Here is a 25,986-nt window from a genome sequence, read left to right on the forward strand (position 1 = left end):
AACCCCGCAAAAAACAAAGCCCCGCCTTTCTTTCCGGCGGGGCGTTGCATTTTCATGCCATGGTTCGATCAGTGACGGGAAAGCCAGTCGTCGATCTCGCGCTCGGCCTCTTCCTCGGCCTTGCCGTAGCGTTCCTGCAGCTTGCCGGCGAGCTCTTTGCGGTTGCCGCGAACGACATCCAGGTCGTCATTGGTGAGCTTGCCCCAGTGCTGCTGGACCTTGCCCTTGAACTGTTCCCAATTGCCTTCGATCTGATTCCAATTCATGTCGGTATCCTTCCGCTTTTGAAAGGAGTGCACTCCGGTTGAGGTCATCGGCCTAGGTGGCTCGATAATGCGCGAGGCACGATGTGGTTCCCGCCTTGTTTTCGCCATATGCCGATTTGAACGCCGGGGCTCCTGTCCCTAGATTAAGCGGGAAAGGAACCTTTGATGGAAAGCCAGCCCGCGCCTTTCGTGCCGCCTGCGCCGCGCCCGCGCACCAGCCCGCCCTCGACCCTTCAGATGATGCGCATCGTCTATCGCAATCCGCTCGAACTGTGGGGCGAACCCTCCTACAACGAACCGTGGATTTCCATCGACAACACGATCGGCGGCCCGCTCGTCATCGCCAATGATCCGGGCCTCATCCGCCATGTCCTCGTCGACAACGCGAAAAACTACAGGATGGCCCGCGTGCGCCAGAAGATCCTGCGCCCCATCCTGCGCGACGGGCTCCTGACGGCCGAAGGCGCGGTCTGGCGCCGTTCGCGCAAGGCCATGGCGCCGGTCTTCACCCCGCGCCACATCGCCGGCTTCGCTAAGCCGATGCTCGAGCGCACCCAGGCCTTCGTCGCACGATACGAAAACGTGAACCAACCGGTCGATGTCTCGCGCGACATGACGCTTCTCACCTTCGACATTCTCGCCGAAACGCTCTTTTCCGGCGAGATCGCCGGCGAGCCCGGCAGTTTCGCCCATCAGGTGGATCGCCTGTTCGAGACCATGGGCCGCGTCGACCCGCTCGATCTTCTGGGCGCACCCGACTGGCTCCCGCGCATCACGCGTCTTCTGGGCCGCAATTCGCTAAAGTTCTTCCGCGACATCGTCGCCGAGACGATGGCCATGCGCCGCGAGAAGATGGCGTCCGGCCACGACGTGCCGGAAGACTTCCTCACGCTCCTCCTGCGCGCCGAGGGGCCGGAAGGCCTCACCCGTGCGGAGATCGAGGACAACATCATCACCTTCATCGGTGCCGGCCACGAAACCACGGCGCGCGCTCTCGGCTGGACGATCTATTGCCTCGCCTCAGCCCCGTGGGAGCGTGAAAAGGTCGAGGACGAGATCGACGCAGTGCTCGCACGCGAACCCGATCCCGTTCGCTGGCTCGACGCCATGCCCTTCACCCGCGCCGCCTTCGAGGAGGCGATGCGGCTTTATCCACCCGCGCCCTCGATCAACCGCGAAGCGCTCGCGGAAGATCGCTACCGCGATTTCACCATCGTCAAGGGCGCACAGGTGCTCGTCATGCCGTGGACGGTCCATCGCCACCGGCTCCTGTGGGATAAGCCGGATGCCTTCATGCCGGCCCGCTTCCACCCCGGGAACCGCGAAGAGCTCGACCGCTATCAATATCTGCCCTTCGGTGCCGGCCCGCGCGTGTGCATCGGCGCCAGTTTCGCCATGCAGGAAGCGGTCATTGCACTCGCCATCCTCCTCTCCCGCTATCGTTTCGACACGCTGCCGGAAACGAAGCCCTGGCCTGTCCAGAAGCTCACCACCCAGCCCCAGGGCGGCCTGCCCATGCGCGTCTCCCACCGCTGACACCGCATCAGGATAAGCATCACCACCAGAGCCGCTTCCTCCCCACAACCCACCCACCTTCGTCATCCTCAGACCTGATCCGAGGATCCATCCCGTAGCGCCGGGGATAAACCGCAGCCCTTCAAGGCGACACGCAGTTTTTCTCGCCCGCACCCCGTCACCAGCGCAAAGGCATGGCTCCCATGGTCAAGCCATAGGACGACGAGGCGGATGAAGCACATTCCCTACTCGCTATTCGCTACTCCCTATTCGCTCTTTTCTCCCCCACCCCCAAAACCTCCACTACACTTCCCGCCATCGCCCCTGTCGGGAACCGGGTCCGGAGCCGGGGATCAGGAGGGGCGACGGCAGCCTCCCCCTCGGGTTCGGTGACCCGAGGCCTGTGAGGGCCCGCGAAAGGCCGGCGGCCGGTTTCAAGACCGGTTGCGGAAAAGCCGCTAGGGCGACGTTCGCCCGAGTGACCGGTCGGCAGACGGGACAGCGGCCGGCGGGGCGCGCTTTTCGCGCCACTTACTTCACAACAGAGAGGCACGAAAAACGCGCCCCGTTTCCCGAACGATGCAAACCCCGGCGAAACCCCGCGCGGGAACGAAGGAGCCTGTCTTGAAATGCCCGCGCCACACCCCCCTCTGCAGAATGCGCACCAACGCCAAACGCCCCCTTCTCCCCGCGAGCGGGGAGAAGGTGAGGATGAGGGGCAGGCGTCGTCAGTGGCCGGGATACCGTCAGAGGTGGAGAGGATCGCAAGGCGCCGCCCGCCCCTCATCCCCCTGCCGGGACCTTCTCCCCGCAGGCGGGGAGAAGGAGGCCGTCATCCTGGAAGCCGCGATCGATTGGAAAAACCCGCAGAAACACGGCCGGTCGTCGCCCCATCCCCTCTGCAGAATGCGCACCAACGTCAAACGCCCCCTTCTCCCCGCGAGCGGGGAGAAGGTGAGGATGAGGGGCGAGCGCCATCAGTGGCCGGGATACCGACAGAGGTGGAGAAGCTGGCAAGGCGCCGCCCGCCCCTCATCCCCCTGCCGGGACCTTCTCCCCGCAGACGGGGAGAAGGAAGCCGTCATCCCGGGCCTGACCCGGGACCCATTGGCAGAATGCGCAAGAGCACGGCCCGGTCCTCACCCGCGTCCCTGGAAAAGGTTCTCCACATGCACCGGCCATCGGCGCGGAAGCACGGCCACGAGGTCGAAGCGCAGCGAAAGGCGCGCGTGGTCGGGTTGGCGCGCAAGCCAGAGGTCCGCCGCGCGCTCGATGCGGGTCTGCGCATGATGGGCCACCGCATCCATCGCCGCTTCCACGGTCGGGCGTGCCTTCACCTCGACAATCGCCACCACATCGCCGCGCCGGGCGATCAGGTCGATCTCGCCAAGCTTCGTTCGGTAGCGGCGGGCAAGTATGCGATAGCCCTTCAGCCGCAGCGCCATGGCCGCCAGCCACTCGCCGCGATGGCCGAGCCGATAGGCTTTCTGCCGCGCCTCACTCCGCATCGTGCTCGGCCTTCAGCGCAAGAAGCCGCTGATAGAGCTCGGATTTGCGCCCGCCGGTCATGCGGGCAGCCTCACCCGCCGCTTTCGAGGCGGACATCTCTTCGGAGAGCGCCATGAGCAGCCGGTCCACATCTTCCGCGCTTGTCTCTTCCTCGCTGTCCGGCGGCGCCACGCACACCACCACCTCGCCCTTGGGCGCGCCGGTGTCTGCATAATGCGCGGCCAGATCCGAGAGCGTGCCGCGCCGCAGCTCCTCGAAGGTTTTGGTAAGCTCGCGCGCCACACAGGCCTGCCGCGTGCCGCCGAGCACGTCCGCCATGGCGGCCAGACTGTCATCGACGCGGCGCGGCGATTCGAAGAACACCAGCGTCGCCGGCGTCTGGCGAAAGGTTTCAAGTCGCGTGCGGCGCTGCCCGTCCTTCACGGGCAGAAAGCCGGCAAAAAGAAAAGCATCCGTCGGCAGGCCCGACGCCGAGAGTGCTGCCAGCACCGCAGAGGGTCCCGGAATGGGCACGACGCGCAGACCCTTTTCGATCACCTGATCCACGACACGATACCCGGGATCGGAGACGAGCGGCGTGCCGGCGTCGGAGATGAGCGCAACGCTCTGTCCCGCTTCGAGTGCGGCCAGAAGGCGCGGGCCGGCCTTGTCCGCATTGTGCTCGTGATAGGCGGTGAGGCTCTGGCCGATGCCGTAGCGCGCAAGAAGCACCCGCGAAACGCGGGTGTCCTCGCAGGCGACGATATCCGCCCCGGCAAGCACCTCGAGCGCGCGCAGCGTGATGTCGCCCAGATTGCCGATGGGCGTTGCCACGAGATAGAGCGCCGGCTCCAGCGGTGCCGCGCCGATGCGGGCGCTGCCAACGACGAAACTCTTCTCCCCGCGCGGGTTATCCATAACTCTTTGATCCTTATTCGCTCATCTCTTTGACATGGAGGCATGTGGGTTGCAAAGTCGCGCGCTGAATTTGGGACGGATGCGACGTATGAAAGTCTGGACATCGCCCGGTCGCAGAGCCGGGATCCTCTCGCTGGCGCTGGCCGGCCTTCTGGTGCTCGGTGGCTGCGTGGGGGGCGATGTACCCTACGGCATGCCGCAGCCGGGCGCTCAGACCATTGCCACGCAGCCGGTGGTGGACAATACGCCGCGCGTGCCCGCCTCGGGCGAGGTGATCGGTACGGGAGAGACACGGGTCGCGCTGCTTTTGCCACTAACCGGCGAAGGCAATGCCAGCCGCATCGCTGCCGAGCTGAAGAACGCCGCATTGCTTGCGATGGACGACGTCGGTCTCAACGCGCTTGAACTGGTCGTGAAGGACACGGGCGGGACCACGGAGGGCGCTGCAATCGCTGCCGGTCAGGCCTCCGCCGAAGGTGCTGCCGCCGTGCTGGGCCCGCTCTTTTCGGCCAATGTGCGCGCCGCTGCCCAGGCGCTCGGAACATCGCAGACCCCGATGGTCGCGTTCTCCTCGGATCGCGCCGCGGCATCGCCGGGGGTCTATCTCAATTCCTTCCTTCCGCAGGGCGTGGTCCAGCGCACGCTTTCCTATGCCGCAGGTCAGGGCGTGCGCAGCGTGGTGGCGATCCTGCCCGAGGGGGCTGCCGGCGATATTGCGGAAGCTGAAGCGCGTCGCACCATGCTGTCCATGGGTGGTGAGGTGACGGCGGTCGCCCGCTATGCCTATGACAACATGTCAGTCTATGAAGCGGTGCAGGGCGTTGCCGATGCGGTGCGCGCGGCGGATGCCGTGTTCATCCCCGATGGCGGCACGAGCCCGGCCACCATCGCATCCACCATGACCGAAACCGGCATAGACATTTCCGGCAAGAAGCTATTGGGGACCGGGCAATGGACGAGCGCCAATCTGGCCGATCCGGCGCTTCAGGGCGGCTGGTTTGCCGATACGGACCAGAGCCGCGTCAACGCCTACAAGCAGCGCTATCAGGCGCGGTTCGGCGCCGAGCCGTCATTGACCTCCGCGCTTGCCTATGACTCGGTTGTGTTGGTCGCCAACATCGCAAAGGGCGGCGGCGGGATCCAGCGTCACGCGCTTGAAACGCCGGTCGGCTTCAATGGCTATACTGGCCTTTTCCGCTTCCTGGGCGACGGCACGACCGAGCGCGGATACGCCATTTATGAAGTGCGCGAAGGCAGGGCCGGCATCATTGACGCGGCGCCGTCACGGTTTGGTGGCGGCAGTTAGGCGCTATCGGGCCAGATCGGCGACAACCGCGTCCAGCACGATCATGCCCCTTGCTGTCGCGCGCAGGCGCGTGTTACCGACGGGCTCTATCAGGCCCTCTTCCTGCAGCACCGCAATGCGCGCATTGGAAAGCGCCCGGCCCGAAAGCGCTTCATAGCGTGGCAGGTCTATGCCCTCGACAAGCCGCAGCCCCATCAGCAGGAACTCATCGGCTTCTTCGTCGCGAGTCAGAACCTCGCCGCCGATCACGCCATGGTCCTCGGTCTCGACGCGTTCGAGCCATGCCTCCGGCATCTTTTCGGTGAACGTCACATGGCGGCGGCCATCCTCGATGAACCGCCCATGGGCGCCGGGGCCGACGCCGACATATTCGCCATAGCGCCAGTAGACGAGATTGTGCTGGCTCTCCGCGCCCGGGCGGGCGTGGTTGGAAATCTCATAGGCCGGCAGCCCCCGTGCCGCCGTCACCGCCTGCGTGATCTCGTAAAGTCGCGCGGCATGATCCTGATCCGGCATGGCAAGCTTTCCGGCCTCATGAAGAAGCTGGAAGCGCGTGCCTTCCTCGATGGTGAGCTGATAGAGCGAAAGATGATCTGCCGCGTGGCCGATGGCCTGTTCGAGCTCGCCGGCCCAGGCTTCCTCGCTCTGATGCGGGCGGGCATAGATCAGGTCGAAGGAGAGGCGTGGAAAAATTTTGCGGGCAAGCCCGATCGCCTTCAGCGCTTCCTCGACATTGTGCAGCCGTCCGAGAAATTTCAGATCCCGGTCGTTGAGCGCCTGAACGCCGAGCGAAACACGGTTGACGCCGGCCGCGCGGTAACCGCGAAAGCGGTCGGCCTCGACGGAGCTTGGATTGGCCTCCAGCGTCACCTCGATACCGTTGGGAACGCTCCAGTTGGCCGCAACGGCATCAAGCAGCGCACCGACGGTTCCGGGTTCCATCAGCGAGGGCGTCCCCCCGCCGAGAAAAATGCTGGTAACGGTGCGGGGGCCGGTTCGCGCACGCATGGTGGCAAGCTCGCGCTCAAAGGCGGCGGCAAAGCGGGCTTGGTCCACCGGCTGGTGGCGCACATGGCTGTTGAAGTCGCAATAAGGGCATTTGGCCGCGCAAAACGGCCAGTGCAGATAGACGCCGAAACCCGGAGCCGTATCGAGCGGGGTGATCACGCGGCGCCCAGCCTGGCGCGGGCGAATTTCTGGAAGGCGCGGGCACGGTGGGAGAGGGCTTGCTCGTCGCCCGGCTTCCAGCCGTGCTTTTCCTCAGCCGTCATCTCACCGAAGGTGATGTTGTAGCCCTCGGGCTGGAACACGGGGTCATAGCCGAACCCGTCCGTGCCGCGCGGCGGCCAGACCAGATGGCCTTCTGCTTCGCCGCGATAATACTCGGTCTCGCCATCGGGAAAGCAGAGGCATAGCGTTGCCACAAAGCGACCGGTGCGCTTTTCCGGCGTGTCTGCGCCGGTTTCGGAGAGCAGCTTTTCCGTCTTCTCCATGGCCATCATGAAGTCGCGGCTGCCGTCGTCCTTGGTCGCCCAGTCGGCGGTGTAGACGCCGGGCGCACCGTCCAGCGCGTCCACGCAGAGGCCGGAATCGTCGGAAAGCGCCGGCAGGCCGGTGGCCGCGGCTGCGGCCAGTGCCTTGATGCGGGCGTTCTCTTCAAACGTCGTGCCGGTCTCTTCCGGCTCGGGCAGGCCGAGCTCGGCAGCCGAGCGCACCGTGTAGCCGAACGGGGCCAAAAGGTCTGAAAACTCGCGTAGCTTGCCCTTGTTATGGCTGGCGAGCACGAAGGTCTTGTTGTCGATCGGTCTCAAGTCAGTCCCCAGATGCGCGGTTCGGCAAATTCGAGCGAATTGCCGGAAGGATCGCGGAAATAGATCGAGCGGCCGCCACTCGGCCATTCGAAATCTGCCTCGATGGCAATGCCGGCCGCTTCAAGATGCGCCTTCCAGCGATTGATCTCTTGGGCGGTCGCAGCAAAACAAAGATGCCCCGGCCCCTGGGCTCCGTGTGGCGGCACGGGAAGCCGGGCGTCGGCTGCGGGCGGTTCGGCGGTTGCCGCCGGGTTGAACAGCAGCAGCACGGTCTGCACGCAGCGAAAGAACACATGCCTGCCCTCGACTCTGGCGATCCGCTCCAGCCCAAGCGTTTCGCCGTAGAAGCGTTCGGCTTCGGCAAGATCGCTTACGTAGAGCGCGGCTTCAAGGATTGCCGAGGGTTGCATGGTTCGCTTTGCGCCAGTTCAGGAGATGGCCATCTTCTGCATGTCCACGAGCTTGGTGATACCCTTGCGGGCAAGCCCCATCAAGGCTGCGAACTCGTCTTCGGAGAAAGGTTCGCCCTCGGCCGTGCCCTGAATCTCGACGATGCCGCCCTTGCCCGTCATCACGAAATTGGCGTCGGTCTCCGCAGCCGAGTCTTCGGCATAGTCGAGATCGAGAACGGGCGTGCCGCTGTAGATGCCGCAGGAGATGGCGGCGACATGATCTTTCAAAACCTTGTCGCGGCTGACCATCTGGCGCGCTTCCATCCAGGAAAGGCAGTCCGAAAGGGCGATGAAACCACCCGTGATGGCCGCCGTGCGGGTGCCGCCGTCGGCCTGGATCACGTCGCAGTCGACGGTGATCTGCTTCTCACCAAGGGCCTGCAGGTCCACGACCGAGCGGAGCGAGCGGCCGATGAGGCGCTGGATTTCGAGCGTGCGGCCGCCCTGCTTGCCGGAAGAGGCCTCGCGGCGCATGCGGTCGCCAGTGGAGCGCGGCAGCATGCCGTATTCCGCCGTCACCCAGCCCTGGCCGGAATTGCGCAGCCATGGCGGCACACGCTCTTCAAGGCTCGCCGTGCACAGCACATGGGTGTCGCCGAAGCGCACCAGACACGACCCCTCAGCGTGCTTGGAAAAGCCGCGCTCGAAGCTGACGGCACGCATTTCATCGGGTTCGCGTTTGGAAGGGCGCATGGGCGGTTCTCTCCAGAGTTATCAAGTATTGGCGGCTTGTAACTTTACGCATTCACGAACGCAAAGGAATTCCGGAAACCGGCGGAAAACCGGCCAGATACTAACCAAGAAGACTGTTGTTTTCATACTGGCCGCGCTTATATTCAGCTGATCAGAGGTCGTGAATGACGAAACCGGTCTTGGACAGAGAATTTCAGGAACACGCACTGCAATCGCTGGATAGTCGGTCCCGCGAGATTTTTCGGGTTATCGTCGAAACCTATCTGAGAGATGGCGATCCGCTTGGCTCGCGCAATCTTTCGCGCATTCTGTCGACGCAGCTTTCCCCGGCCACGATCCGAAATGTAATGAGCGATCTCGAGCATCTGGGGCTCATCTATGCCCCGCATGTTTCCGCCGGTCGCATGCCCACGCAGCAGGGGCTGCGCTTTTTCGTCGATGCGTTCATGGAGATCGGCGATCTTTCCGATGATGAGCGCCGCATCATCGAAACGCAGGTCAAGGCATCGAGCAGCGGGCATTCGCTGGACCATATGCTGACTGAGGCAAGCCAGCTTCTCTCCGGGCTTTCACGCGGGGCGGGTGTTGTTCTTGCAACCAAGTCCGAAGCGGCGCTCAAGCACATCGAATTCGTGCAGCTGGAGCCGCGCAAGGGGCTGGCCATTCTCGTTTCGCAGAACGGGGACGTGGAGAACCGCGTGATCGACCTTCCCGAGGGCGTCACCATATCGCAACTGCACGAGGCCTCGAACTTCCTCAATGCGCATATTCGTGGCCGCACACTGGCCGAAACGCGGGCCGAGCTCTCGCGTCTGCAGGAGGAAACGCGCGCCGCACTCGACACGCTGTCGCAGGAGCTTGTGGAGCAGGGGCTTGCCGTCTGGGCGGGCGCCGAAAGCGGCCAGCCGGCGCGGCTGATTGTGCGTGGGCGGGCCAATCTGCTTGAAAACCTGACGGCCGAAGCTGATCTGGAACTCCTGCGGCGCCTGTTCGAAGATCTGGAAACCAAAGAAGGTCTGATCCAGCTTCTCGACATGGCGGAAGAGGGGTCCGGTGTGCGCATCTTTATCGGCTCGGAGAATCGTCTTTTCTCGCTCTCCGGCTCGTCACTCGTTGTGGCGCCTTATCGCGACCAGGAATCGCGTGTGATCGGTGCGCTCGGCGTTATCGGACCCACCAGACTGAATTACGCCCGCATCGTGCCGATGGTGGACTATACGGCGCAGATCGTGGGGCGTTTGCTGCGCTGATTTAGACTGGCGGGGGAGAACTCACCGGACCAAGCATCAGGCCACCCCTTGATTTTGCCGACGCGAACCTCGATATCGGGCGCAATATTCGAACAATTCTAAAACCATAGACGGACTGACATGACCAATCAGGCTAAGGACAACGAACAGGCCAGAACCGAAGCGGCAGAGGACCCGAACGTGAAGGCGTTCGAGGAGAACGCCGGCGAAGAGGCGGTTTCGGAAGAAGACGTCCTGGTAAGGCTGGCCAAGGAAAACGAGGAGCTGAAGGAACGCGCCCTTCGCCTCGCCGCCGAGATGGAAAACCTGCGCAAGCGCACCGCGCGCGATGTTACCGAAGCGCGCAGCTATTCGATCGCCGGATTTGCCCGCGACATGCTGACGGTTTCGGACAATCTGCGCCGTGCGCTCGAGGCGGTGCCGGCGGAGGCTCGCGCTACCGCTGACAGCGGCCTTTCCTCGCTGATGGAAGGCGTCGAGATGACCGAGCGCTCCATGCTCTCCACGCTGGAGCGCCATGGGGTGAAGCAGATCGACCCCAAGGGCGAGCGCTTCGATCCGCATTTTCACCAGGCGATGTTCGAAGTGCCGGATCCGGCAACCCCTGAAAACACCGTCGTTCAGGTGGTGCAGCAGGGATATGTGATCGGCGAGCGTGTTCTGCGCCCGGCCATGGTGGGTGTCGCCAAGGGCGGCCCCAAGGCGGGTGCTGTACAGAACGGCGAGAATGTTGCCGCGGAACCCGGTCCGCCCAATCCGCAGGCCGAGCGCGACGCCTGACATCAAAACCGCTGCCCCGGTTCTGAAGGCATGGCAGCGACAGTCAGGTCGCTGCTTACTTCCTATTCATCGGTCCTTCGGCTATCCAGAGTGTGGAGGGCCAGATGGATCTGATTCAGCTTCTCGATTATGCCGGCGTGGCCGTGTTCGCGGCGACAGGGGCGCTTGCCGCCTCGCGCAAGGAACTCGACCTCATCGGCTTTGTCTTTCTCGCCGGGGTGACGGGCACCGGCGGCGGCACGCTGCGTGACCTTGTGCTTGGTGTGCCGGTCTTCTGGGTCGAAAACCACATTTACATCATCGTTTGCGCCGCGGTTGCGGTGCTGGTCTTCTTCGCTGCGCCGCTGGTGGAGTATCGATACCGGCTGCTCCTGTGGCTGGATGCAGCCGGCCTCGCGGCCTACTCGGTGCTTGGTGCTGCCAAGGGACTTGAGGCTTCCGGATCGGCCATCGTTGCACTGGTCACCGGCATGCTGACGGCCACGTTCGGAGGCGTCCTGCGCGATGTTCTGGCCGGTGAACCCTCGGTGCTCCTGAGACCCGAAGTCTATGTCACGGCCGCTCTTGTCGGCGCGGGTGTGTTCACCGTCGCCGACCTTGCCGGAGTTGAGGGGGCGGTTGCAGCCCTGATCGCTGTCACAGCGGCATTTCTGGTGCGCGGCGGAGCTCTCGGATTTGGCTGGACAATCCCGCGCTACCGGTCGCGGCCCGGCCGCCCGCCCGAGGAACTAGAGTAAACCGGCCTGCTGCGCCTCGTAGCGCAGATCCTTTTGCGGGCGTGGGCCGATCTGCTGGATCACGAGACCGGCGGCGAAGGAGCCGAGACGGCCGCAGTCGCGCAGGCTGTGCCCGTTCGTGTAGCCGTAAAGGAAGCCTGCAGCGTAGAGATCGCCGGCACCGGTGGTGTCCACCAGCTCGTGAATCTGGATGGCTTCGACGGGGATCGTCTCTTCATCCGTGATGATGATCGAGCCCTTCTCGGAGCGGGTGACGACCGCCAGACGGGTGTCCCTGCGGATTGCCTCCAGAGCGCTGTCGAATGATGCGGTCTGATAAAGCGAGAGCAGTTCGTGCTCATTGGCGAAGACGATGTTGACCCGGCCCGAGCGCATCAACTCCAGGAATTCGTCACGATAGCGGTCGACACAGAATGGATCGGACAGCGACATGGCCACCTCGCGGCCCGCAGCATGGGCCGCGTCGGCGGTCATGCGGATCGCTTCCTTGGCGCGTGGCGGATCCCACAGGTAGCCCTCGAAATAAGTCACCTTCGAGCCGCTGGCCTTGTCTTCTTCGACGTCTTCGGGGCCGAGTTCCACGCAGGCACCGAGATAGGTGTTCATGGAACGCTCGCCATCAGGCGTGACAAAGATCATCGACCGCGCTGTCGGCGGGTGGCCCATGAGCGGCTTCGTATCGAACGCCACGCCCTGCGCACGGATGTCGTGCGCGTAGATTTCGCCGAGTGTGTCGTTGGAGACCTTGCCGAAGAAGGCGGATTTGCCGCCGAGGCTGGCGATGCCGGCTGCCGTGTTTCCGGCGCTGCCGCCGGAGGCCTCGATGGCCTGACCCATGCGGTCGTAAAGCAGCGTGGCGCGATCGACGTCGATCAGGTTCATCGCCCCACGGATGATGTTGTTTTCTTCCAGAAACGCTTCGTCGCAGCGGGCGATGATGTCGACAATGGCGTTGCCGATGCACAGCACGTCATATTCGCTCAAATTCAGATCTCCAGATATGCAAGGGAAGCGTTTTGGCTTGAAGCTCCGGGCGGTTTAGCGGTTTGAGCGCGATTTGCAAGTCATTGGTGCGGGCCATGCGCCTTGCGTCGACCCGAAAGGGTTCCTATCTCGAAACCGCAGACAAACCTGAAAGGGCCTCAAAGCGCATGATCTTCGACGCGGCGCGCGCCGCCATAAGTCGCCTCTTTTCCAGCGAATTCCGTGGCGTGTTTTTCAAGACGCTGGGTCTGACGCTGTTGGTGCTTCTCGGCGTGTGGTTCGGCGCAAAAGAGCTGTTCGAATATTTCGCACTGCCCTGGTTCGACGCGTTGTTTCCCGATCTGCCGTCATGGCTTGGCTGGCTGAGTTTCGTTGCGGCGATTGCCGCAGGGCTTGGGCTCGCTGCCGGCCTTGCGCTTCTCATCGCGCCGGTAACGGCCGTGATCGCCGGTCTGTTTCTCGACGATGTGGCCGAAGTCGTCGAGAAGGAAGATTATCCGCAGGACCCGCCCGGAAAGGCGCTGCCGCTGGGCGCTGCGATCGCCACGTCGATCAAGTTTTTCGGTGTCGTCATTCTGGGCAACATCGTCGCGCTATTCCTGCTTCTTGTACCCGGCATCAACATTCTCGCCTTCTTTCTGGTGAACGGCTATCTGCTTGGGCGTGAGTTCTTCGAGTTTGCCGCCATGCGGTTTCGCAGCGAGGTTGAAGCCAAGGCGCTGCGCCGCCGCCATGCGGGCACGATCTTTCTGGCCGGTCTCGTTATCGCGGGATTCCTCGCCGTGCCGATCCTCAACCTTCTGACACCGCTTTTCGCCGCCGCCATGATGGTTCATCTGCACAAGATGATCTCGCAGGAAGATGCAGCCCGCGCTGGGCAAAGTGCAGAGCTGCGCGGGTAGTCGAAGCGGGCGATCAGGCCTGCGGCGCCAGCTTCATCAGCGGAGCGGGAATTTCGCTTGTCTTTTCTGCCGATTTACAGATGTCAGCGATGACGCAGGCTGGGCAATCGGGTTTACGCGCTTTGCAGACATAGCGCCCGTGCAGGATCAGCCAGTGATGGGCGTGGCGCATGAATTCGGCCGGGATAATCTTCACCAGCGTATATTCCACCTGTTCCGGTGTCTTGCCGGGAGCAAGCCCGATGCGATTGCCGATGCGCAGAATATGCGTGTCGACAGCCATGGTCGGTTGGCCGAACGACATGTTAAGCACCACATTGGCCGTCTTGCGACCGACGCCGGGCAGGGTGACGAGGGCCTCGCGGCTGTCGGGCACCTGCGATCCGTGATCGCGGATCAGCGCCTCGCTGAGCGCGATGACGTTCTTCGCCTTGTTGCGCCAGAGCCCGATGGTGCGAATGTATTCGCCGACCTTCTGCTCGCCGAGTGCCAGCATCTTCTCCGGCGTATCGGCAACCTTGAAAAGATCGCGCGTCGCCTTGTTCACGCCCGCATCTGTCGCCTGCGCCGATAGCACCACTGCAACAAGAAGCGTGAAGGCATTCACATGCTCAAGCTCGCCTTTCGGCTCTGGCCGCTGAACCGAGAAGCGACGGAAAATCTCGTGGATCTCCTCGGGCGAATAGACGGTTTTGCGTTTGCGGGAGCGGGCGGGTTTGCGGGGCGCGGCAATTTTCTTCTTGGGCTTTTCCATGGGCCTTCTATAATCGGGATCATGGCCGAAAAAAACAGTGCAGACGCTCCCGTCTTTCAGGCGTTGCTGACGCCGTACCGCTCGCTGAGCATGCGCGGCTTCACGATTCTCATGGCGGTTCTGCTGCTCGTCTGGCTGACCATCGGTGCGGTGTTCCTGAAGCTCGGCGCCTGGCCGGTGTTCGGTTTCTTCGGGCTCGACATTCTGGCGATCTACGTGGCCTTCCGGCTGAACTATCGCGCCGCCCGCGTGCGCGAGGAAGTGCGGCTGTCGCGCACCAGTCTCGACATTCGCAAGGTGCCGCCCTCGGGCAGGGCAGAGGAGCACCATTTCAACCCGTTCTGGACGCGGTTTCGCATCGACCGGCACGATGAGATCGGCATCACCGGCATGGCCGTGGAGATGCGCGGCAAACGTGTGGCCCTCGGCAGTTTCCTGAACCCAGACGACCGGGAGAGTTTCGCCGCCGCTTTCGGAGAGGCGCTAGCCACCGCCAGAGGCCGGTGAACTTGGCAGGAAACGGGTGGTTGACTGGCCCGAAACGCGGCATGGTCATACTCAGGAAAGATGTCATGTGGCACCAGCGCAAAGGCGGGTGCCGGGAGTTTAGACCATGAACGTGCAGACAGCCCTGTTGCAACGCGATGTGACGCCGGAAGGCAGCGACTACGAAGTCGTGCGCCGGGTGATCGAGAAAATCAGCCTCGACTATCGGGACCAGCCCTCGCTGGAGGAAATCGCCGGTGAAGTGGGCGATACGCCGACCGGCCTGCAAAAGCTGTTCACGCGCTGGGCGGGGCTTTCGCCCAAGGCGTTTTTGCAGGCGGTGACACTCGACCACGCCCGCAGACTGCTCGATTCGGGCATGCCGCTGCTCGACGCGGCACTGGAGCTCGGCATGTCCGGGCCGGGGCGCCTGCACGACCTGTTCGTGACGCATGAGGCGATCTCGCCCGGTGAATACAAGGCACGGGGCGCAGGCCTCACCATGCGCTACGGTTTTCATCTCTCGCCCTTCGGTCAGGCGCTTGTCATGGTGACGGAGCGCGGTCTGGCGGGACTTGCTTTCTGCGATCCGGGCGATGAGCGCGCGGCATTCGAGGATATGGCGTCGCGCTGGCCGAACGCCGATTACGAGGAAGACATGGCGGCCACCGCGCCCTATGCGGCGCGGGTGTTCGATCCGTCGCGCTGGCGCGCGGAAGAGCCGCTGCGTGTGGTGCTGATCGGGACAGACTTCCAGGTGCGGGTGTGGGATGCGCTTTTGAAGATCCCGATGGGCCGGGCCTGCGCCTATTCCGACATCGCCGAGCGGATCGGCAAACCCACGGCGTCGCGCGCCGTTGGCGCGGCGGTGGGAGCGAACCCGGTTTCCTTCGTGGTGCCGTGCCATCGCGCGGTCGGCAAATCCGGTGCCCTGACGGGCTATCACTGGGGTTTGACGCGCAAACGCGCGATCCTTGGCTGGGAAGCAGGGCAACTCTCTCAGGCGGATTGATGCGGCTGTTCCTGTTGGAATACCGGTGGATTCCACCGTGCTGCAAAATGGTCTAGGTTCCCCGCAAATCTGCGTGGGAGTGTGCCTTGATCGTCATCATCGGTTCCATCAATCTCGATCTGATCGCTACCGTTCACCGTCTGCCCAAGCCGGGCGAGACGGTACCGGGCGAGACGTTCGTCACCGCCCCGGGCGGCAAGGGGGCAAACCAGGCGCTGGCCGCCAGACGTGCCGGCGCGCATACCCGCATTGTCGGCGCCGTGGGCAACGATCCGTTTGCCGGCGAGGCGCTGGAGCTTCTGAAAGCGGCGGGCGTCGATCTCTCTGCCGTACATCAGGCCGAAAGCGCCACGGGAACGGCCCACATCCTCGTTGATCGGGAAGGTGAAAACACCATTGCCGTGGTGCCGGGCGCCAATGCCGACGTTCTGCCGGGGCATGTGGCGCAGGCAGCGCTCGCGGCCGGAAACCACGTGCTCCTGCAACTCGAAATTCCCATCGAAACGGTGGCCGCCGCGATAGAGGCTGCGCGTAAGGCCGAAGCGATTTCCATTCTCAACACGGCGCCCTATCGGCCAGAGGCGAGGGACCTCCTCGCAGGGGCCGATTATGTTGTCGCCAACGAGACCGAGTTCGATCTTTATGCCGATGCGCTCGGACTTGACGGCAAAGATCGCCGTGCGCGCATGAAGGCGTTTGCCGCGAAAACAGGCCGCACCGTCATTGTGACGCTGGGCGGTGAAGGCGCGTGGGCTGCGACGCCTGACGATTTCGTCACCTGCCCTTCGATGAAGATAACCCCCGTCGATACTGTCGGCGCGGGAGACACTTTCTGCGGCTACCTGGCTGCTGGACTGTCCGAGGGACTCGACCTCGAATCGGCACTGCGGCAGGCAACGGTGGCCGGAGCGCTGGCCTGCCTGAAGCCGGGCGCGCAGCCGGCCATCCCGCTTCGCAGGGATGTCGACGCGGCGCGCGCGTGAGTGCGCCCTTCATAGGCGGCGCGGCTTACAACCGCGCGAGCCGTTTTGTCAGAAGCTTGAAGAAGCCGTCAGCGTCGATGTCGCGCATTACGAGGGCGTTCTTCGGCCGTTCAGTCACCTGCCACCAGTCGATCACCGTCATGCCCATGGTGAGCTCGGAGCCTGTCTCCACCGCCACATTGCATCTGCGGCCCCCGAAGAGCTCGGGCTGGAGCAGATAGGCGATCACGCAGGGATCGTGCAGCGGGCCACCGTCGGTGCCGTATTTTTCCTCGTCGAAACGCTCGAAAAATTCCAGCAGCTCGGCACAGGCGTCCCCGACCTTCGTTCCCAGATCGCGAATGGCTGCAATGCGGCTGCGGGTGGTGAGCGCCTTGTGCGTGACATCGAGCGGCATCATGACCACGGGAGCGCCGGAGCGCAGCACCACATCGGCAGCATGCGGATCGACATAGATGTTGAATTCGGCAGCGGGCGTGACGTTGCCGCCCTCGAAGAAACCGCCCCCCATCAGCACGATTTCGCGGATGCGGGAGGCGATGCGCGGCTCTCGGTTGAGCGCGAGTGCGATGTTGGTGAGCGGGCCGAGGGGGCACAGGGTGATTTCGCCCTCTTCATGCGCCATCAGGGTCTCAATGATGAAATCGACCGCATGCTGTTCCTGCAGGGGCATTTCAGGTTCGGGCAGGTCCGGGCCATCGAGCCCGCTGCGACCGTGAACATGTTCAGCGGTGACCAGATCGCGGACCAGCGGGCGGATTGCGCCCGCGAAGACCTTCGTTTCGGGTTTGCCGGCCAGTTCGCAGATTTTGCGTGCATTCTTCTCGGTCAAGGCCAGCGGAACGTTGCCGGCGACGGCGGTGATGCCAAGCACATCCAGCTCCGGACTGCCCAGCGCCAGTAATATGGCCAGCGCATCGTCCTGGCCGGGATCCGTGTCGATAATAATCTTGCGCGCTGCCGCCATGCAGTTGCTCCAGAATGCTTGAAACGCGGGTTTTGAGCGACCATATCAGTTGAGAAGAGAAAAATGCCAACCGGGTTTTTCTCTATCCACGTCGCTCTTTGAGGACTGTTTAAATGACGCGTATGACTCCTTTTTCGAATCCGCTTCTACTTGGGTTCGACAGTATGGAAAAAACGCTCGAGCGCATTGCGAAATCGGGCGATGGCTACCCGCCTTACAATATCGAGCGCATCCGCGCGGAGAACGAACAGGGCGTGACGCTGCGCATAACGCTGGCCGTGGCAGGTTTCAGCGCTGATGATCTGGATGTCACGACGGAAGAGAACCAGCTCATTATTCGTGGCCGGCAGGCGGATGAAGGCGAGCGTGAGTATCTGCACCGCGGCATCGCCGCGCGCCAGTTCCAGCGCATGTTCGTGCTGGCGGAAGGGATGCGGGTTCTGAATGCCGAACTGAAAAACGGCCTTCTTTCCATCGATCTCGACCGCCCCGAACCGGAACGGCTGGTACAAAAAATAAACATTTCCGTGAAAGACTGACATACTGGTCTTATTCGGGAGGAAACCGGACGGGCTGACCCGTTTCGGAACCTTGGGCTCTTCAGCGGGTTGGTTTCATAGGGAAACGCCTGCGCTAAGGAGGCTTGCATGACCGAACATGAGCACAAATTCGCGATTACCCAGCAGCAGCTTGCCCATATCGGCGAAGGCGCAGTGGCTTACATGCGCGAAATGGACGCCGAGGATCTGCAGGGCAAGTTCCCCGGCATGCCGGACCTGAAGCCAGGCACACGGTTATGGGCGCTTTTCGGGGCCGATGGACAGCCGATCCTGCTGGCCGATGCGCGCGACGCAGCGCTCGCAGGCGCGATGCAGAACGATCTGGAAACTGTCAGCCTCCACTGAGGCAGGGGCATTGAACAAGAGTGTCAGGGTGTGCGGGTGACTGCGCGCCCTGATGCATATCTGGCTCCGGAACGCTTCCGGGTCTTGACAGAAGAGCCGATCTTCCAGGCAATGGCAGCCGCGCCTTTCGCGCACCAGGATTGGAGGGGAGGCCATGCCGGCCAGCAAAACCAGATTTCCACTGATCGACGTTTGGGGCAGACCGGAGGAACGGGGCCGGCAGATAGGCGCTGCCTTTGGCGAGCGGATTGACCGTACGCTTTCCCTTTACAGGGCGTATTTCGCGCGGCCCGACGAAGAACTGCTTCCGGTGGCTGCTCATTTTCGCGGCGTTATCGGCGCGTTCGATCCCCACTACGCGGCTGAAATCGAAGGGATCGCCGAGGGCGCCGAGGTCGATCCGTTATGGGTCTACGCGCTCAATGCTCGCAGCGAGCTGCTTGCGGCCCTTTCGGCCTCTGAATGCACTGTGGTGCAATACACCGGAACGCCTTTTGCGGGTCAAAACTGGGACTGGTCCGAAAAGCTCGAGGATCTGGTCGTTCTGATCCGTTCCGAGGATGAGCGGGGCAGGCGTTTCCTGACCATGACAGAGCCCGGCATTCTGGCAAAGGTCGGGCTCAACGATGCGGGTTTCTGCGTGTGTCTCAATTTTCTGCCCACGCCGAAACCGACAAATGGCCTGCCCTCGCATGTGCTCCTGCGCGCCCTTCTGGACGCGGGATCCTGGGCAGAGGTGGAAGAAACGCTTGAGCGTGCCGGCACCGGCCGGTCGCTGAACCTGCTGGTCGCAGGTGCGGACGGGCGCGGTATCAACATCGAATATGAGGGTGATGCCGCGCGGCGCATGGAGGCAGGGGGCACTGCCACGACCCACACCAACCACTACCTGACCTGCGATGCGCCTGTGGATGCCGAATTGCTGGAAAATTCGACAGCACGGCTCGACCGCATCCGCGCCCTGACGGCTCCCGGCTCGCCGGCGGGCCTTGCACGGCTCAAATCGGTCCTTTCCGATCAGGAGCACTCCGAGCACGCGATCCTGGCACCCTACAGGGACAGCGAAGGGTTCCTTGGCCGCAAGGGCACGGTCTGCACGATCGCGATGGACCTGGCCGAACGGCGCATGCACATTCGCCGCGGCAACGATCCGGCCAATCCGTTTCACCAGATACCGGTCGTCGAAAAGGAAACGGCCCTCTCCATGTGAGAAGGCCGTCTACAAAGAGGACCGGTGGTCCTGCCGCCGAAAGAGCTGAACGTTCAGGCGGCGTTGGAAGCCGGTGTCTGCGACAGGAAGCTGTGAATGGCGGCCGCGTCCTTGGTGCCGCGAATCTTGGCCGTGTTGTCGGCATCGCGCAAAACGCGTGCGATGCGCGACAGCGCCTTGAGGTGATCAGCACCGGCCCCTTCGGGCGCAAGAAGCAGGAAAACGAGATCGACGGGCTGGTCGTCGATGGCCTCGAAATCGACCGGGGTCTCCAGGCGTGCGAACACGCCGGTGATACGGTCGATACCGGGCAGTTTGCCGTGCGGAATGGCGACACCATTGCCGACGCCGGTGGAACCCAGGCGTTCTCTCTGCAGAATGGTATCGAAGACTTCGCGTTCCGGCAGGCCGGTCACTGCGGCGGCCTTTTCGGCCAGAAGCTGCAGGAGCTGCTTCTTCGAATTGGCCTTCAGGGCGGGGATCACGGCCTTCTGGTCGATCAGATCGCTCAGATCCATGTCTATGCATCCTCTGCTTTGTCTGTTCGCCGGTCATGCTGCATGACCGGCGCTGAGGCTGGCACGGAACCTATGCGCTTGCCACTGCCGACGGATCGATCCAGCCGATGTTTCCATCGGCGCGGCGGTAGACAATGTTCACTTCGTTGTTTCCGGCATTGCGGAACACGAAGACGGGATTGTCCTTGGTGTCGAGCTCGATGACGGCGGAGGCGACAGACATGGTCTGCAGAGCCATCTTCGATTCGGCGACCACGGTGGGCGCGTAATCTTCCGGGACCTCTTCTTCATCTTCGGCCACCGGCGCCATGACGCGATACGCAATGTCCATCGGATCGACATTCTGGCCGTTGTTGTGGGATTTCAGCCGGCGCTTGTAGCGGCGCAAACGCTTTTCGATGCGCTCGGCGGCAGCATCGAAAGCGGATTGCGGCTCCTGCGCCTGGCCAGTGCCCTGCAACACCATGCCCGTGTCGAGATGGATCATACAATCGGCGGCAAAACGAGAACCCGACTTTTCAACCGTCACGCGACCGGCAAACCCACCATCGAAATACTTGTCGACGGCTTCGCCGATCCGCTCCTCAATACGCGAGCGAAACGCTTCGCCGATGTCCATATGCTTTCCGGAAATACGTAAGCTCATCTGAAAACAGACCTTTCCTGATCAGACACCGAACGAATCGAGTTTATACGTGTGGCTTGCATGTACAAGGTGCCGCGGCGGATTGTGATGTAAGTCGGCCGCGTATCCCTTCTTCGGTTGCTGGCACTGCGGACAAAAAGTCGAAGGCTCTCAAGGCCTGGTAGTCCATGCGGGCGGGCTTCTAGTGGCTTCCGCCGCCCTTGTCAATTCAACCCCGCGCGCAATCAGGCGCGCGTGCCTGCCGCCGCGAGCATCTTCTTCTCGCGGCGGCGCTGCACCGAAGAGGGAATATTGAGCGCTTCCCGGTACTTGGCCACGGTGCGGCGGGCGATGTCGATGCCCTCTTCGCGCAGCATATCCACAAGGGTGTCGTCGGAAAGCACGGCCGATGGTTTCTCGGCATCGATGAGGGCGCGAATGCGATCGCGCACGGATTCCGAGGAATGCGCGTCGCCGCCGGACGCGGAGCCAAGCGCCGATGTGAAGAAATACCGCAGCTCGAAGGTTCCGCGCGGTGTCATCATGTATTTGTTGACGGTTACGCGACTGACGGTCGATTCATGCATCCCGATGGCTTCTGCCACGGTGCGCAGATTGAGCGGCCGCAGATGGCTGACGCCATGAACCAGAAATGCGTCCTGCTGGCGCACGATCTCGGATGCAACCTTGAGGATGGTCTTTGCCCGCTGGTCGAGGCTGCGGGCGAGCCAGTTGGCGCTTTGCAGGCATTCGCTCAGGAACTGGCGCTCCCCTTCGCGGGCCTGGCTGGAGACCTGCGCGTAGTATGGCTCGTTGACGAGAACGCGTGGCAGGGTCTCGGGATTGAGTTCCACCGCCCAGCTCCCGTCGCTTGCCGCCCTGACGACGATGTCGGGCACGACCGGGTCTGCGGTGCCGCCCGAGAATGCCATGCCGGGCTTGGGATCGAGCGCGCGAATTTCCGACAGCATGTCTGCGAGGTCTTCCGCATCGACGCCGCACAGGCGGCCAAGGGTACGGAAGTCGCGTTTGGCCAGAAGTTCCAGGTTCTCCACCATCGCCTTCATCGCCGGATCGTAGCGATCCTGTGCGATCAGCTGCAGGGCGAGGCACTCGGCCAGATCGCGCGCAAAGATGCCGGGCGGATCGAAGGTCTGGCAGGAGGAGAGGACGGTATTGATGGCTTCGCGGGCCGCGCCGACGCGTTGCGCAAGTTCTCCGGTGTCAAGGCTGAGATAGCCCGCCTCGTCCAGACCATCGGCGAGTTCATGGGCGATGAGCAACTGCGCCGGATCGGTGAAGGCCAGGGCTATCTGGCCGTTGACGTGGTCGCGCAGGGTTGGGATGGCGGCCGTTGTGCTTTCCAGGTCGAAGGCCGTCCCGCTGCCGCCCTGAAGCCCATTGCCGCCGGCCGATTTCCACTGTGCCGAAAGATCGGAACTGATGCGCTCCTGCGTGCCCGGATCGTCGGGAAACAGGTTTTCCAGCGAGGAATCGAGCCTGTCCGATATGGATTCTGCGGTGTTCTCGCGTGGTTCTGGGTCGTTTTGCCAGGTTTCGGCGCGTTCCTCGGCATTGTCTTCGCCGCGTTCCAGCAACGGATTGCGCTCGATCTCGGCGTCGAGGAAGTGCTCAAGCTCCAGATGCGTCATCTGCAGCAGCTTGATCGACTGCAGCAGCTGCGGCGTCATGACGAGCGATTGCGTCTGACGCAGATGGAGTTTTGGCGCAAGCACCATCACATGAGCCCCGATTGCGCCCGGCAGGGGTGCCGGGAGAAAACCGGATTCAATTGGCCCGACTTTTGCTTGTCAAGCTGAAAGAGGCAGATGGCTAAAGGGTGAAACCTTCGCCGAGATAAAGACGGCGCACATCGGCATTGCCGACAATGTCGTTGGGACGTCCGTGCGTGAGCACCTGGCCGGCATGAATGATATAGGCCCGGTCGATCAATCCCAGCGTCTCGCGCACATTGTGATCGGTGATCAGAACGCCGATGCCGCGCGCGGTGAGATGGCGCACGAGCTGCTGAATATCGGTCACGGCGATGGGGTCGATGCCGGCGAACGGCTCGTCGAGCAGCATGAAGTTGGGTCGGCTGGCGAGCGCGCGGGCGATTTCCAGCCGTCGCCGTTCACCACCCGAAAGCGCAACCGAGGGCGATTTGCGCAGATGGCCGATGTTGAATTCCTCAAGCAGCGCATCGAGGTTTTTGTCGCGTTCCTTGCGGCTTGGCTCGACCACTTCGAGGATGGCGCGGATGTTCTGCTCGACGGTCAGGCCGCGGAAGATGGAGGCCTCCTGCGGCAGGTAGCCGATGCCGAGCCGCGCGCGGCGATACATGGGCATTCCGGTCACGTCGTGCCCGTCGATATGGATCGTGCCCTGATCCACGGGAACGAGACCCGTGACCATGTAGAAGCAGGTGGTCTTGCCGGCGCCGTTGGGGCCGAGCAGACCCACGGCCTCGCCCGCGCGCACACCGATGGAAACCCCGCTGACGACCTGGCGGCCCTTGTAAGCCTTGGTCAGGCCGCGCGCGATAAGCGTGCCCTTGTAATTGGGCAGCTTGCCGCTCGCCGGATTCTCTGCGGCGGGCTCTTTCGCCGCCCGCTTCTTACGCAACTTGGAAATCAACGCGGATTACTGCCTGTTCTGGGAGCCGGGGGTGAGGAGCATCTTCACGCGGCCGCCCGAACTGCCGCCCTTGCAGCCATCGAGCTTTGCCTGACCATTCTTCATCTGCACGGTGAGACGGCAGCCGACGATGACGTTCTCGCCCTCCGACAGGACAACCTCCTTGCCGGACAGGACGAGCACCTCGGTCGCCATGTCGAACGTGGCGCTGTCGCCGGTGGCGACCTGGTTCTCAGATTTCACGTAGACATTGCCGTCCACTTCGAGCCGGTCGATATTCGCGCTTCCGGTGGCGGCCGAACCGCCATCCTTCAGATAGTAGACCTTCATGCGCCCGGCCTTGAGCAGGGTTGGCCCCTGCACGACGGAAACATTGCCGGAGAAGACCGCGACGTTCTCGCTCTCGCGCACCTCGAGGCGTTCACTCTCGATCTGGATGGGCTTGTCGCCGGAAAGCTGGAGGCCCGTCAGGCGGCTCTGGGAATCCTGCGCAAAAGCGGCAGAAGACAATCCCGCCAGAAGGAGCACGCCAGAGGCGAGCCTTGAAAAGCTTCCGATGCGCATTGTGTTCCTCTCCATTGCCTGGCCATCGCGCCGGTGACCGTGGTTCAGTTTCCCGTTGCCGACGCTGTGTCGCGAAGCCGCGACGGGTCGATTGTAACGCGAACGCGTTTATCGAATACAAACACTTTGCCGCCGTCTTCCGCCGCGAAGGAATCGGCTGCAATCTTCGTTCCGTCAAGCTCGATTTCCACGGGCTTCGAGGAGGCGAGGCTGCTCTTTTCGATGTCGATTTCGGCGGAATCGAGGGTCGCAACAATGCCGGAAGTGGTGCGTAGCGAAATCTTGCTGGTGATGTCCAGACGGTTGTTGCCGCGATCGTAGATGCCGTCGCTTGCCTGGATCGTGGCGAAATTGTCGGCGTCGACCGGCACATGGGCGCGAATGCCCTCAAGCTCGATGACATCCTCGCCGCCCAGCTTCTGACGCGCGCGCTCGGCGGTCATCTTGTAAGGGCGATCGTCATTGGTGAAACCGTTCAGCTCCGGGCTGGACATGACCAGCGAACCGCCCTCGATCGACGCGCTCGCCAGATCTATGGCGCCGTGCGTGCCCGAGAAGATGTAGGAATATCCGGCAAACACGACGGTGATGACAAGCGCCGCCGCGGGGAGAACGCGTTTGAGAAGTCGCACGCGCTGCGAATGGCGTGATGCCTGCTCAAAGGCTTCCACACCGCGTTCGCTGCTGCGGATTGCCTCGCCGCGCCCGCTCTTCGCCGTACCGGCGCCGCTGTTGACAGGATTGCTCATCATATTTTTCCGCGTGTTCCGCAGCCGGTTACTCAAGTCGGTCACTCGGCCGCCTGGGCGTGGCCCTTCCCGGATACAGCCAGCATCGTTCCGATTGGGAACGTACCATCCGTATGTCGGCGGAACACCGTCGCCGACCCCTCTCTAGATCTCCGTGCGTCCATCCAGACGCGCAAAGGACGATCTAAACAATTGATGGAGCATCGGAATAATCCAAAAACCGGATTCCACTTTTCGGTCCGATGCTCTAGCCAATACTGCGTGGCCGGAAAACTCCAAGTCCTAAACTTGCCCCTCGCTTCTCACTTTCACCCCAATATGGCTATTTTTGGATTAACGACAATGATTTAAGCGCAATTTTTCCAGCTTTTGTGTCCATGATGCGCGCTTGTTGCAGAATCTTGCACAAAGGCGGTGGCTCCGAACTGGCCTTTGCACTAAAAGGCGCTTGGTTTGGACCGAATTTTCCGGTGAAAGCGAGGCTGTCATGTCCATTCGAGCGGATGAACTCATCGACCGTCGGCGATTGCGGCGCAAGCTGACATTCTGGCGGATCGTGGCCTTTGCCGTCATCGTGCTGGCGATTGCGTTCGCGACACGGCAGATCATGGGAAGCGCGGTGGACGTTTCCGCGAACCATATCGCGCAGGTCAAGATTTCCGGCACGATCTTCGAAGATGACGAACTGCTCGAGCGGCTTGAGCGTATTCGTGAAGCCCCATCGGTGAAAGGCGTGATCCTGACGATCGACTCGCCCGGCGGCACCACAGCCGGGGGCGAGGCGATCTACGAAGAGGTGCGTCGCCTGGCCAGCGAGAAGCCGGTGACGGCTCAGGTGGGCACGCTTGCAGCCTCGGCCGGTTACATGATCGCCAGCGCCACCGATCACATCGTCGCGCGGCAATCCTCTATCGTTGGCTCCATCGGCGTCCTGTTCCAGTATCCCGACGTCAGCGGGCTGATGGACAAGCTTGGCGTGAAGCTGGAAGAGATCAAATCCTCGCCGCTCAAGGCAGAGCCTTCGCCGTTCAAGCCGACCAGCGACGAGGCGCGTGCCATGATCCGCGCCATGATCCTCGACAGCTATGACTGGTTCGTCGACCTCGTGACTGAACGCCGTCCGCTTTCGCGCGACCAGGTCCTGAAGCTCGCCGACGGTTCGGTTTTCACCGGTCGTCAGGCGCTTGAGAACAAGCTGGTGGACGGGCTCGGCGGGGAGCGTGAAGCAAAGGAATGGCTGGTCTCTAAAGGGCTCAGCGACGATCTCGACGTGGTCGAATGGAAGAAGCGCGAAACGGCGAGCAGCCTTTTCCTGCCCGAGATCGCCTCGCGGTTTCTGGGCGTGCCGCAAGGCGGTGCCGACATCCTGCGTGAGCTTGGCGCCGACCGCATCTTCCTTGACGGTCTGCTATCGGTCTGGCAACCTGAAATGAGAAGGTTGACTGACTAAAAAAGCAAACAAAATCATCTTTGT

The 25,986-nt window shown here is 62.7% G+C and carries 29 protein-coding genes; 13 read left to right on the top strand and 16 right to left on the bottom strand.

The genetic code is table 11. The features are described 5' to 3' along the window. Positions 1–68 precede the first annotated feature (68 nt). Positions 69–266, bottom strand: coding sequence for a CsbD family protein (locus KUG85_RS06655; RefSeq protein ID WP_223004629.1), 198 nt, complete (start codon positions 264–266; stop codon positions 69–71). Positions 267–431: 165 nt separating this feature from the next. Here KUG85_RS06655 and KUG85_RS06660 point away from each other — a divergent pair, with 165 nt between their 5' ends. After that, positions 432–1,802, top strand: coding sequence for a cytochrome P450 (locus KUG85_RS06660; protein WP_223004630.1), 1,371 nt, complete (start codon positions 432–434; stop codon positions 1,800–1,802). Positions 1,803–2,920: 1,118 nt separating this feature from the next. On the opposite strand, the gene KUG85_RS06665 is transcribed toward KUG85_RS06660, so the two are convergent. Further along, positions 2,921–3,289 (bottom strand): YraN family protein, encoded by a 369-nt coding sequence (locus tag KUG85_RS06665; protein ID WP_223004631.1) that lies wholly within the window; start codon positions 3,287–3,289, stop codon positions 2,921–2,923. Further along, on the bottom strand, positions 3,279–4,187 hold the full coding sequence (gene rsmI / locus KUG85_RS06670) for a 16S rRNA (cytidine(1402)-2'-O)-methyltransferase (protein WP_223004632.1): 909 nt from the start codon (positions 4,185–4,187) through the stop codon (positions 3,279–3,281). The genes KUG85_RS06665 and rsmI overlap by 11 nt, the downstream gene beginning before the upstream one ends. 88 nt (positions 4,188–4,275) lie before the next feature. On the opposite strand from rsmI, the gene KUG85_RS06675 reads away from it, so the two are divergent. After that, entirely contained in the window at positions 4,276–5,493 is a 1,218-nt protein-coding gene (locus KUG85_RS06675) for a penicillin-binding protein activator (protein WP_223004633.1), read from the top strand. Positions 5,494–5,496: 3 nt separating this feature from the next. On the opposite strand, the gene hemW is transcribed toward KUG85_RS06675, so the two are convergent. From hemW to rph, 4 genes are read right to left on the bottom strand one after another with little or no spacing between them, the layout of a single operon-like run. Then, positions 5,497–6,660 (bottom strand): radical SAM family heme chaperone HemW, encoded by a 1,164-nt coding sequence (gene hemW, locus KUG85_RS06680; protein ID WP_223004634.1) that lies wholly within the window; start codon positions 6,658–6,660, stop codon positions 5,497–5,499. Continuing rightward, positions 6,657–7,304: an RdgB/HAM1 family non-canonical purine NTP pyrophosphatase gene (gene rdgB, locus KUG85_RS06685; RefSeq protein ID WP_223004635.1), complete on the bottom strand. Its 648-nt coding sequence runs from the start codon at positions 7,302–7,304 to the stop codon at positions 6,657–6,659. The genes hemW and rdgB overlap by 4 nt, the downstream gene beginning before the upstream one ends. Further along, positions 7,301–7,714: a VOC family protein gene (locus KUG85_RS06690; RefSeq protein ID WP_223004636.1), complete on the bottom strand. Its 414-nt coding sequence runs from the start codon at positions 7,712–7,714 to the stop codon at positions 7,301–7,303. The genes rdgB and KUG85_RS06690 overlap by 4 nt, the downstream gene beginning before the upstream one ends. An 18-nt stretch (positions 7,715–7,732) precedes the next feature. After that, positions 7,733–8,449 carry a ribonuclease PH gene (gene rph / locus KUG85_RS06695; protein ID WP_065817279.1) on the bottom strand — a complete coding sequence of 239 codons (717 nt, stop codon included), beginning with the start codon at positions 8,447–8,449 and terminating at the stop codon, positions 7,733–7,735. 164 nt (positions 8,450–8,613) lie between these two features. On the opposite strand from rph, the gene hrcA reads away from it, so the two are divergent. The 3 genes from hrcA to KUG85_RS06710 all read left to right on the top strand — a co-directional run bounded on the left by hrcA (position 8,614) and on the right by KUG85_RS06710 (position 11,216). Next, on the top strand, positions 8,614–9,699 hold the full coding sequence (gene hrcA / locus KUG85_RS06700; RefSeq protein WP_065817278.1) for a heat-inducible transcriptional repressor HrcA: 1,086 nt from the start codon (positions 8,614–8,616) through the stop codon (positions 9,697–9,699). A gap of 120 nt (positions 9,700–9,819) precedes the next feature. After that, a complete protein-coding gene (gene grpE / locus KUG85_RS06705; RefSeq protein ID WP_065817277.1) occupies positions 9,820–10,479 on the top strand; it encodes a nucleotide exchange factor GrpE in 660 nt (219 codons plus the stop codon). Positions 10,480–10,583: 104 nt separating this feature from the next. Beyond that, the gene (locus tag KUG85_RS06710; protein WP_065817276.1) at positions 10,584–11,216 is read left to right on the top strand and encodes a trimeric intracellular cation channel family protein; all 633 of its coding nucleotides are present in this window, start codon (positions 10,584–10,586) and stop codon (positions 11,214–11,216) included. Here the strand turns inward: KUG85_RS06710 and KUG85_RS06715 are convergent. Then, complete coding sequence (locus tag KUG85_RS06715; RefSeq protein WP_065817275.1) at positions 11,208–12,200, bottom strand: adenosine kinase; 993 nt, start codon at positions 12,198–12,200, stop codon at positions 11,208–11,210. The two genes, KUG85_RS06710 and KUG85_RS06715, sit on opposite strands and share 9 nt — an antisense overlap. A 167-nt stretch (positions 12,201–12,367) precedes the next feature. Between KUG85_RS06715 and KUG85_RS06720 the strand changes: the two genes are divergently transcribed. After that, positions 12,368–13,102 (top strand): sulfate transporter family protein, encoded by a 735-nt coding sequence (locus KUG85_RS06720; protein ID WP_223005211.1) that lies wholly within the window; start codon positions 12,368–12,370, stop codon positions 13,100–13,102. 13 nt (positions 13,103–13,115) lie between these two features. Here the strand turns inward: KUG85_RS06720 and nth are convergent, their stop codons facing one another. After that, positions 13,116–13,856: an endonuclease III gene (gene nth, locus KUG85_RS06725; protein ID WP_223004637.1), complete on the bottom strand. Its 741-nt coding sequence runs from the start codon at positions 13,854–13,856 to the stop codon at positions 13,116–13,118. A gap of 21 nt (positions 13,857–13,877) precedes the next feature. Here nth and KUG85_RS06730 point away from each other — a divergent pair, with 21 nt between their 5' ends. From KUG85_RS06730 to KUG85_RS06740, 3 genes are all read left to right on the top strand, one after another. Beyond that, positions 13,878–14,363 carry a DUF2244 domain-containing protein gene (locus KUG85_RS06730; protein WP_223004638.1) on the top strand — a complete coding sequence of 162 codons (486 nt, stop codon included), beginning with the start codon at positions 13,878–13,880 and terminating at the stop codon, positions 14,361–14,363. Between the two features lie 106 nt (positions 14,364–14,469). Further along, positions 14,470–15,354: a methylated-DNA--[protein]-cysteine S-methyltransferase gene (locus KUG85_RS06735; protein WP_223004639.1), complete on the top strand. Its 885-nt coding sequence runs from the start codon at positions 14,470–14,472 to the stop codon at positions 15,352–15,354. An 86-nt stretch (positions 15,355–15,440) separates the two neighbouring features. After that, positions 15,441–16,337: a ribokinase gene (locus tag KUG85_RS06740; protein WP_223004640.1), complete on the top strand. Its 897-nt coding sequence runs from the start codon at positions 15,441–15,443 to the stop codon at positions 16,335–16,337. A 25-nt stretch (positions 16,338–16,362) separates the two neighbouring features. On the opposite strand, the gene KUG85_RS06745 is transcribed toward KUG85_RS06740, so the two are convergent. Beyond that, positions 16,363–17,304, bottom strand: a complete 942-nt coding sequence (locus KUG85_RS06745; protein ID WP_223004641.1) for a nucleoside hydrolase — start codon at positions 17,302–17,304, stop codon at positions 16,363–16,365. Positions 17,305–17,417: 113 nt separating this feature from the next. Between KUG85_RS06745 and KUG85_RS06750 the strand changes: the two genes are divergently transcribed. The 3 genes from KUG85_RS06750 to KUG85_RS06760 all read left to right on the top strand — a co-directional run bounded on the left by KUG85_RS06750 (position 17,418) and on the right by KUG85_RS06760 (position 19,419). Continuing rightward, the gene (locus KUG85_RS06750; RefSeq protein WP_007008115.1) at positions 17,418–17,843 is read left to right on the top strand and encodes an Hsp20 family protein; all 426 of its coding nucleotides are present in this window, start codon (positions 17,418–17,420) and stop codon (positions 17,841–17,843) included. Positions 17,844–17,951: 108 nt separating this feature from the next. After that, a complete protein-coding gene (locus KUG85_RS06755; protein ID WP_007008116.1) occupies positions 17,952–18,209 on the top strand; it encodes a BQ00720 family protein in 258 nt (85 codons plus the stop codon). Positions 18,210–18,363: 154 nt separating this feature from the next. Then, a complete protein-coding gene (locus KUG85_RS06760) occupies positions 18,364–19,419 on the top strand; it encodes a C45 family autoproteolytic acyltransferase/hydolase (RefSeq protein ID WP_223004642.1) in 1,056 nt (351 codons plus the stop codon). A gap of 53 nt (positions 19,420–19,472) precedes the next feature. On the opposite strand, the gene ptsN is transcribed toward KUG85_RS06760, so the two are convergent. The 6 genes from ptsN to lptC form a co-directional block, all read right to left on the bottom strand. Further along, positions 19,473–19,937, bottom strand: coding sequence for a PTS IIA-like nitrogen regulatory protein PtsN (ptsN, locus tag KUG85_RS06765; protein ID WP_007008118.1), 465 nt, complete (start codon positions 19,935–19,937; stop codon positions 19,473–19,475). 70 nt (positions 19,938–20,007) lie between these two features. Beyond that, positions 20,008–20,583, bottom strand: a complete 576-nt coding sequence (gene hpf / locus KUG85_RS06770) for a ribosome hibernation-promoting factor, HPF/YfiA family (RefSeq protein ID WP_007008119.1) — start codon at positions 20,581–20,583, stop codon at positions 20,008–20,010. 224 nt (positions 20,584–20,807) lie between these two features. Continuing rightward, a complete protein-coding gene (gene rpoN, locus KUG85_RS06775) occupies positions 20,808–22,301 on the bottom strand; it encodes an RNA polymerase factor sigma-54 (RefSeq protein WP_223004643.1) in 1,494 nt (497 codons plus the stop codon). A 94-nt stretch (positions 22,302–22,395) separates the two neighbouring features. Next, positions 22,396–23,199 (bottom strand): LPS export ABC transporter ATP-binding protein, encoded by an 804-nt coding sequence (gene lptB / locus KUG85_RS06780; protein ID WP_007008121.1) that lies wholly within the window; start codon positions 23,197–23,199, stop codon positions 22,396–22,398. Between the two features lie 6 nt (positions 23,200–23,205). Next, positions 23,206–23,763, bottom strand: a complete 558-nt coding sequence (locus KUG85_RS06785) for an LptA/OstA family protein (protein ID WP_065817268.1) — start codon at positions 23,761–23,763, stop codon at positions 23,206–23,208. A gap of 44 nt (positions 23,764–23,807) precedes the next feature. Beyond that, complete coding sequence (gene lptC / locus KUG85_RS06790; protein ID WP_065817267.1) at positions 23,808–24,512, bottom strand: LPS export ABC transporter periplasmic protein LptC; 705 nt, start codon at positions 24,510–24,512, stop codon at positions 23,808–23,810. 487 nt (positions 24,513–24,999) lie between these two features. On the opposite strand from lptC, the gene sppA reads away from it, so the two are divergent. Next, on the top strand, positions 25,000–25,962 hold the full coding sequence (sppA, locus tag KUG85_RS06795) for a signal peptide peptidase SppA (RefSeq protein ID WP_223004644.1): 963 nt from the start codon (positions 25,000–25,002) through the stop codon (positions 25,960–25,962). The last annotated feature ends 24 nt before the right edge of the window (positions 25,963–25,986 follow it).

It is taken from the genome of Nitratireductor rhodophyticola (genome assembly GCF_019891355.1).
Lineage (GTDB): Bacteria > Pseudomonadota > Alphaproteobacteria > Rhizobiales > Rhizobiaceae > Nitratireductor > Nitratireductor rhodophyticola.

Coding starts and splice junctions, on each gene's coding strand:
- KUG85_RS06735 (WP_223004639.1), top strand. CDS start 14,470: ATGAACGTGCAGACAGCCCTGTTGCAACGCGATGTGACGCCGGAAGGC.
- KUG85_RS06745 (WP_223004641.1), bottom strand. CDS start 17,304: ATGGCGGCAGCGCGCAAGATTATTATCGACACGGATCCCGGCCAGGAC.
- hpf (WP_007008119.1), bottom strand. CDS start 20,583: ATGAGCTTACGTATTTCCGGAAAGCATATGGACATCGGCGAAGCGTTT.
- rpoN (WP_223004643.1), bottom strand. CDS start 22,301: ATGGTGCTTGCGCCAAAACTCCATCTGCGTCAGACGCAATCGCTCGTC.
- KUG85_RS06750 (WP_007008115.1), top strand. CDS start 17,418: ATGACGCGTATGACTCCTTTTTCGAATCCGCTTCTACTTGGGTTCGAC.
- KUG85_RS06710 (WP_065817276.1), top strand. CDS start 10,584: ATGGATCTGATTCAGCTTCTCGATTATGCCGGCGTGGCCGTGTTCGCG.
- grpE (WP_065817277.1), top strand. CDS start 9,820: ATGACCAATCAGGCTAAGGACAACGAACAGGCCAGAACCGAAGCGGCA.
- KUG85_RS06760 (WP_223004642.1), top strand. CDS start 18,364: ATGCCGGCCAGCAAAACCAGATTTCCACTGATCGACGTTTGGGGCAGA.
- KUG85_RS06690 (WP_223004636.1), bottom strand. CDS start 7,714: ATGCAACCCTCGGCAATCCTTGAAGCCGCGCTCTACGTAAGCGATCTT.
- KUG85_RS06655 (WP_223004629.1), bottom strand. CDS start 266: ATGAATTGGAATCAGATCGAAGGCAATTGGGAACAGTTCAAGGGCAAG.
- KUG85_RS06755 (WP_007008116.1), top strand. CDS start 17,952: ATGACCGAACATGAGCACAAATTCGCGATTACCCAGCAGCAGCTTGCC.
- KUG85_RS06675 (WP_223004633.1), top strand. CDS start 4,276: ATGAAAGTCTGGACATCGCCCGGTCGCAGAGCCGGGATCCTCTCGCTG.
- KUG85_RS06730 (WP_223004638.1), top strand. CDS start 13,878: ATGGCCGAAAAAAACAGTGCAGACGCTCCCGTCTTTCAGGCGTTGCTG.
- hrcA (WP_065817278.1), top strand. CDS start 8,614: ATGACGAAACCGGTCTTGGACAGAGAATTTCAGGAACACGCACTGCAA.
- KUG85_RS06665 (WP_223004631.1), bottom strand. CDS start 3,289: ATGCGGAGTGAGGCGCGGCAGAAAGCCTATCGGCTCGGCCATCGCGGC.
- rph (WP_065817279.1), bottom strand. CDS start 8,449: ATGCGCCCTTCCAAACGCGAACCCGATGAAATGCGTGCCGTCAGCTTC.
- KUG85_RS06785 (WP_065817268.1), bottom strand. CDS start 23,763: ATGCGCATCGGAAGCTTTTCAAGGCTCGCCTCTGGCGTGCTCCTTCTG.
- lptC (WP_065817267.1), bottom strand. CDS start 24,512: ATGAGCAATCCTGTCAACAGCGGCGCCGGTACGGCGAAGAGCGGGCGC.
- sppA (WP_223004644.1), top strand. CDS start 25,000: ATGTCCATTCGAGCGGATGAACTCATCGACCGTCGGCGATTGCGGCGC.
- KUG85_RS06720 (WP_223005211.1), top strand. CDS start 12,368: ATGATCTTCGACGCGGCGCGCGCCGCCATAAGTCGCCTCTTTTCCAGC.
- rsmI (WP_223004632.1), bottom strand. CDS start 4,187: ATGGATAACCCGCGCGGGGAGAAGAGTTTCGTCGTTGGCAGCGCCCGC.
- ptsN (WP_007008118.1), bottom strand. CDS start 19,937: ATGGATCTGAGCGATCTGATCGACCAGAAGGCCGTGATCCCCGCCCTG.
- nth (WP_223004637.1), bottom strand. CDS start 13,856: ATGGAAAAGCCCAAGAAGAAAATTGCCGCGCCCCGCAAACCCGCCCGC.
- KUG85_RS06660 (WP_223004630.1), top strand. CDS start 432: ATGGAAAGCCAGCCCGCGCCTTTCGTGCCGCCTGCGCCGCGCCCGCGC.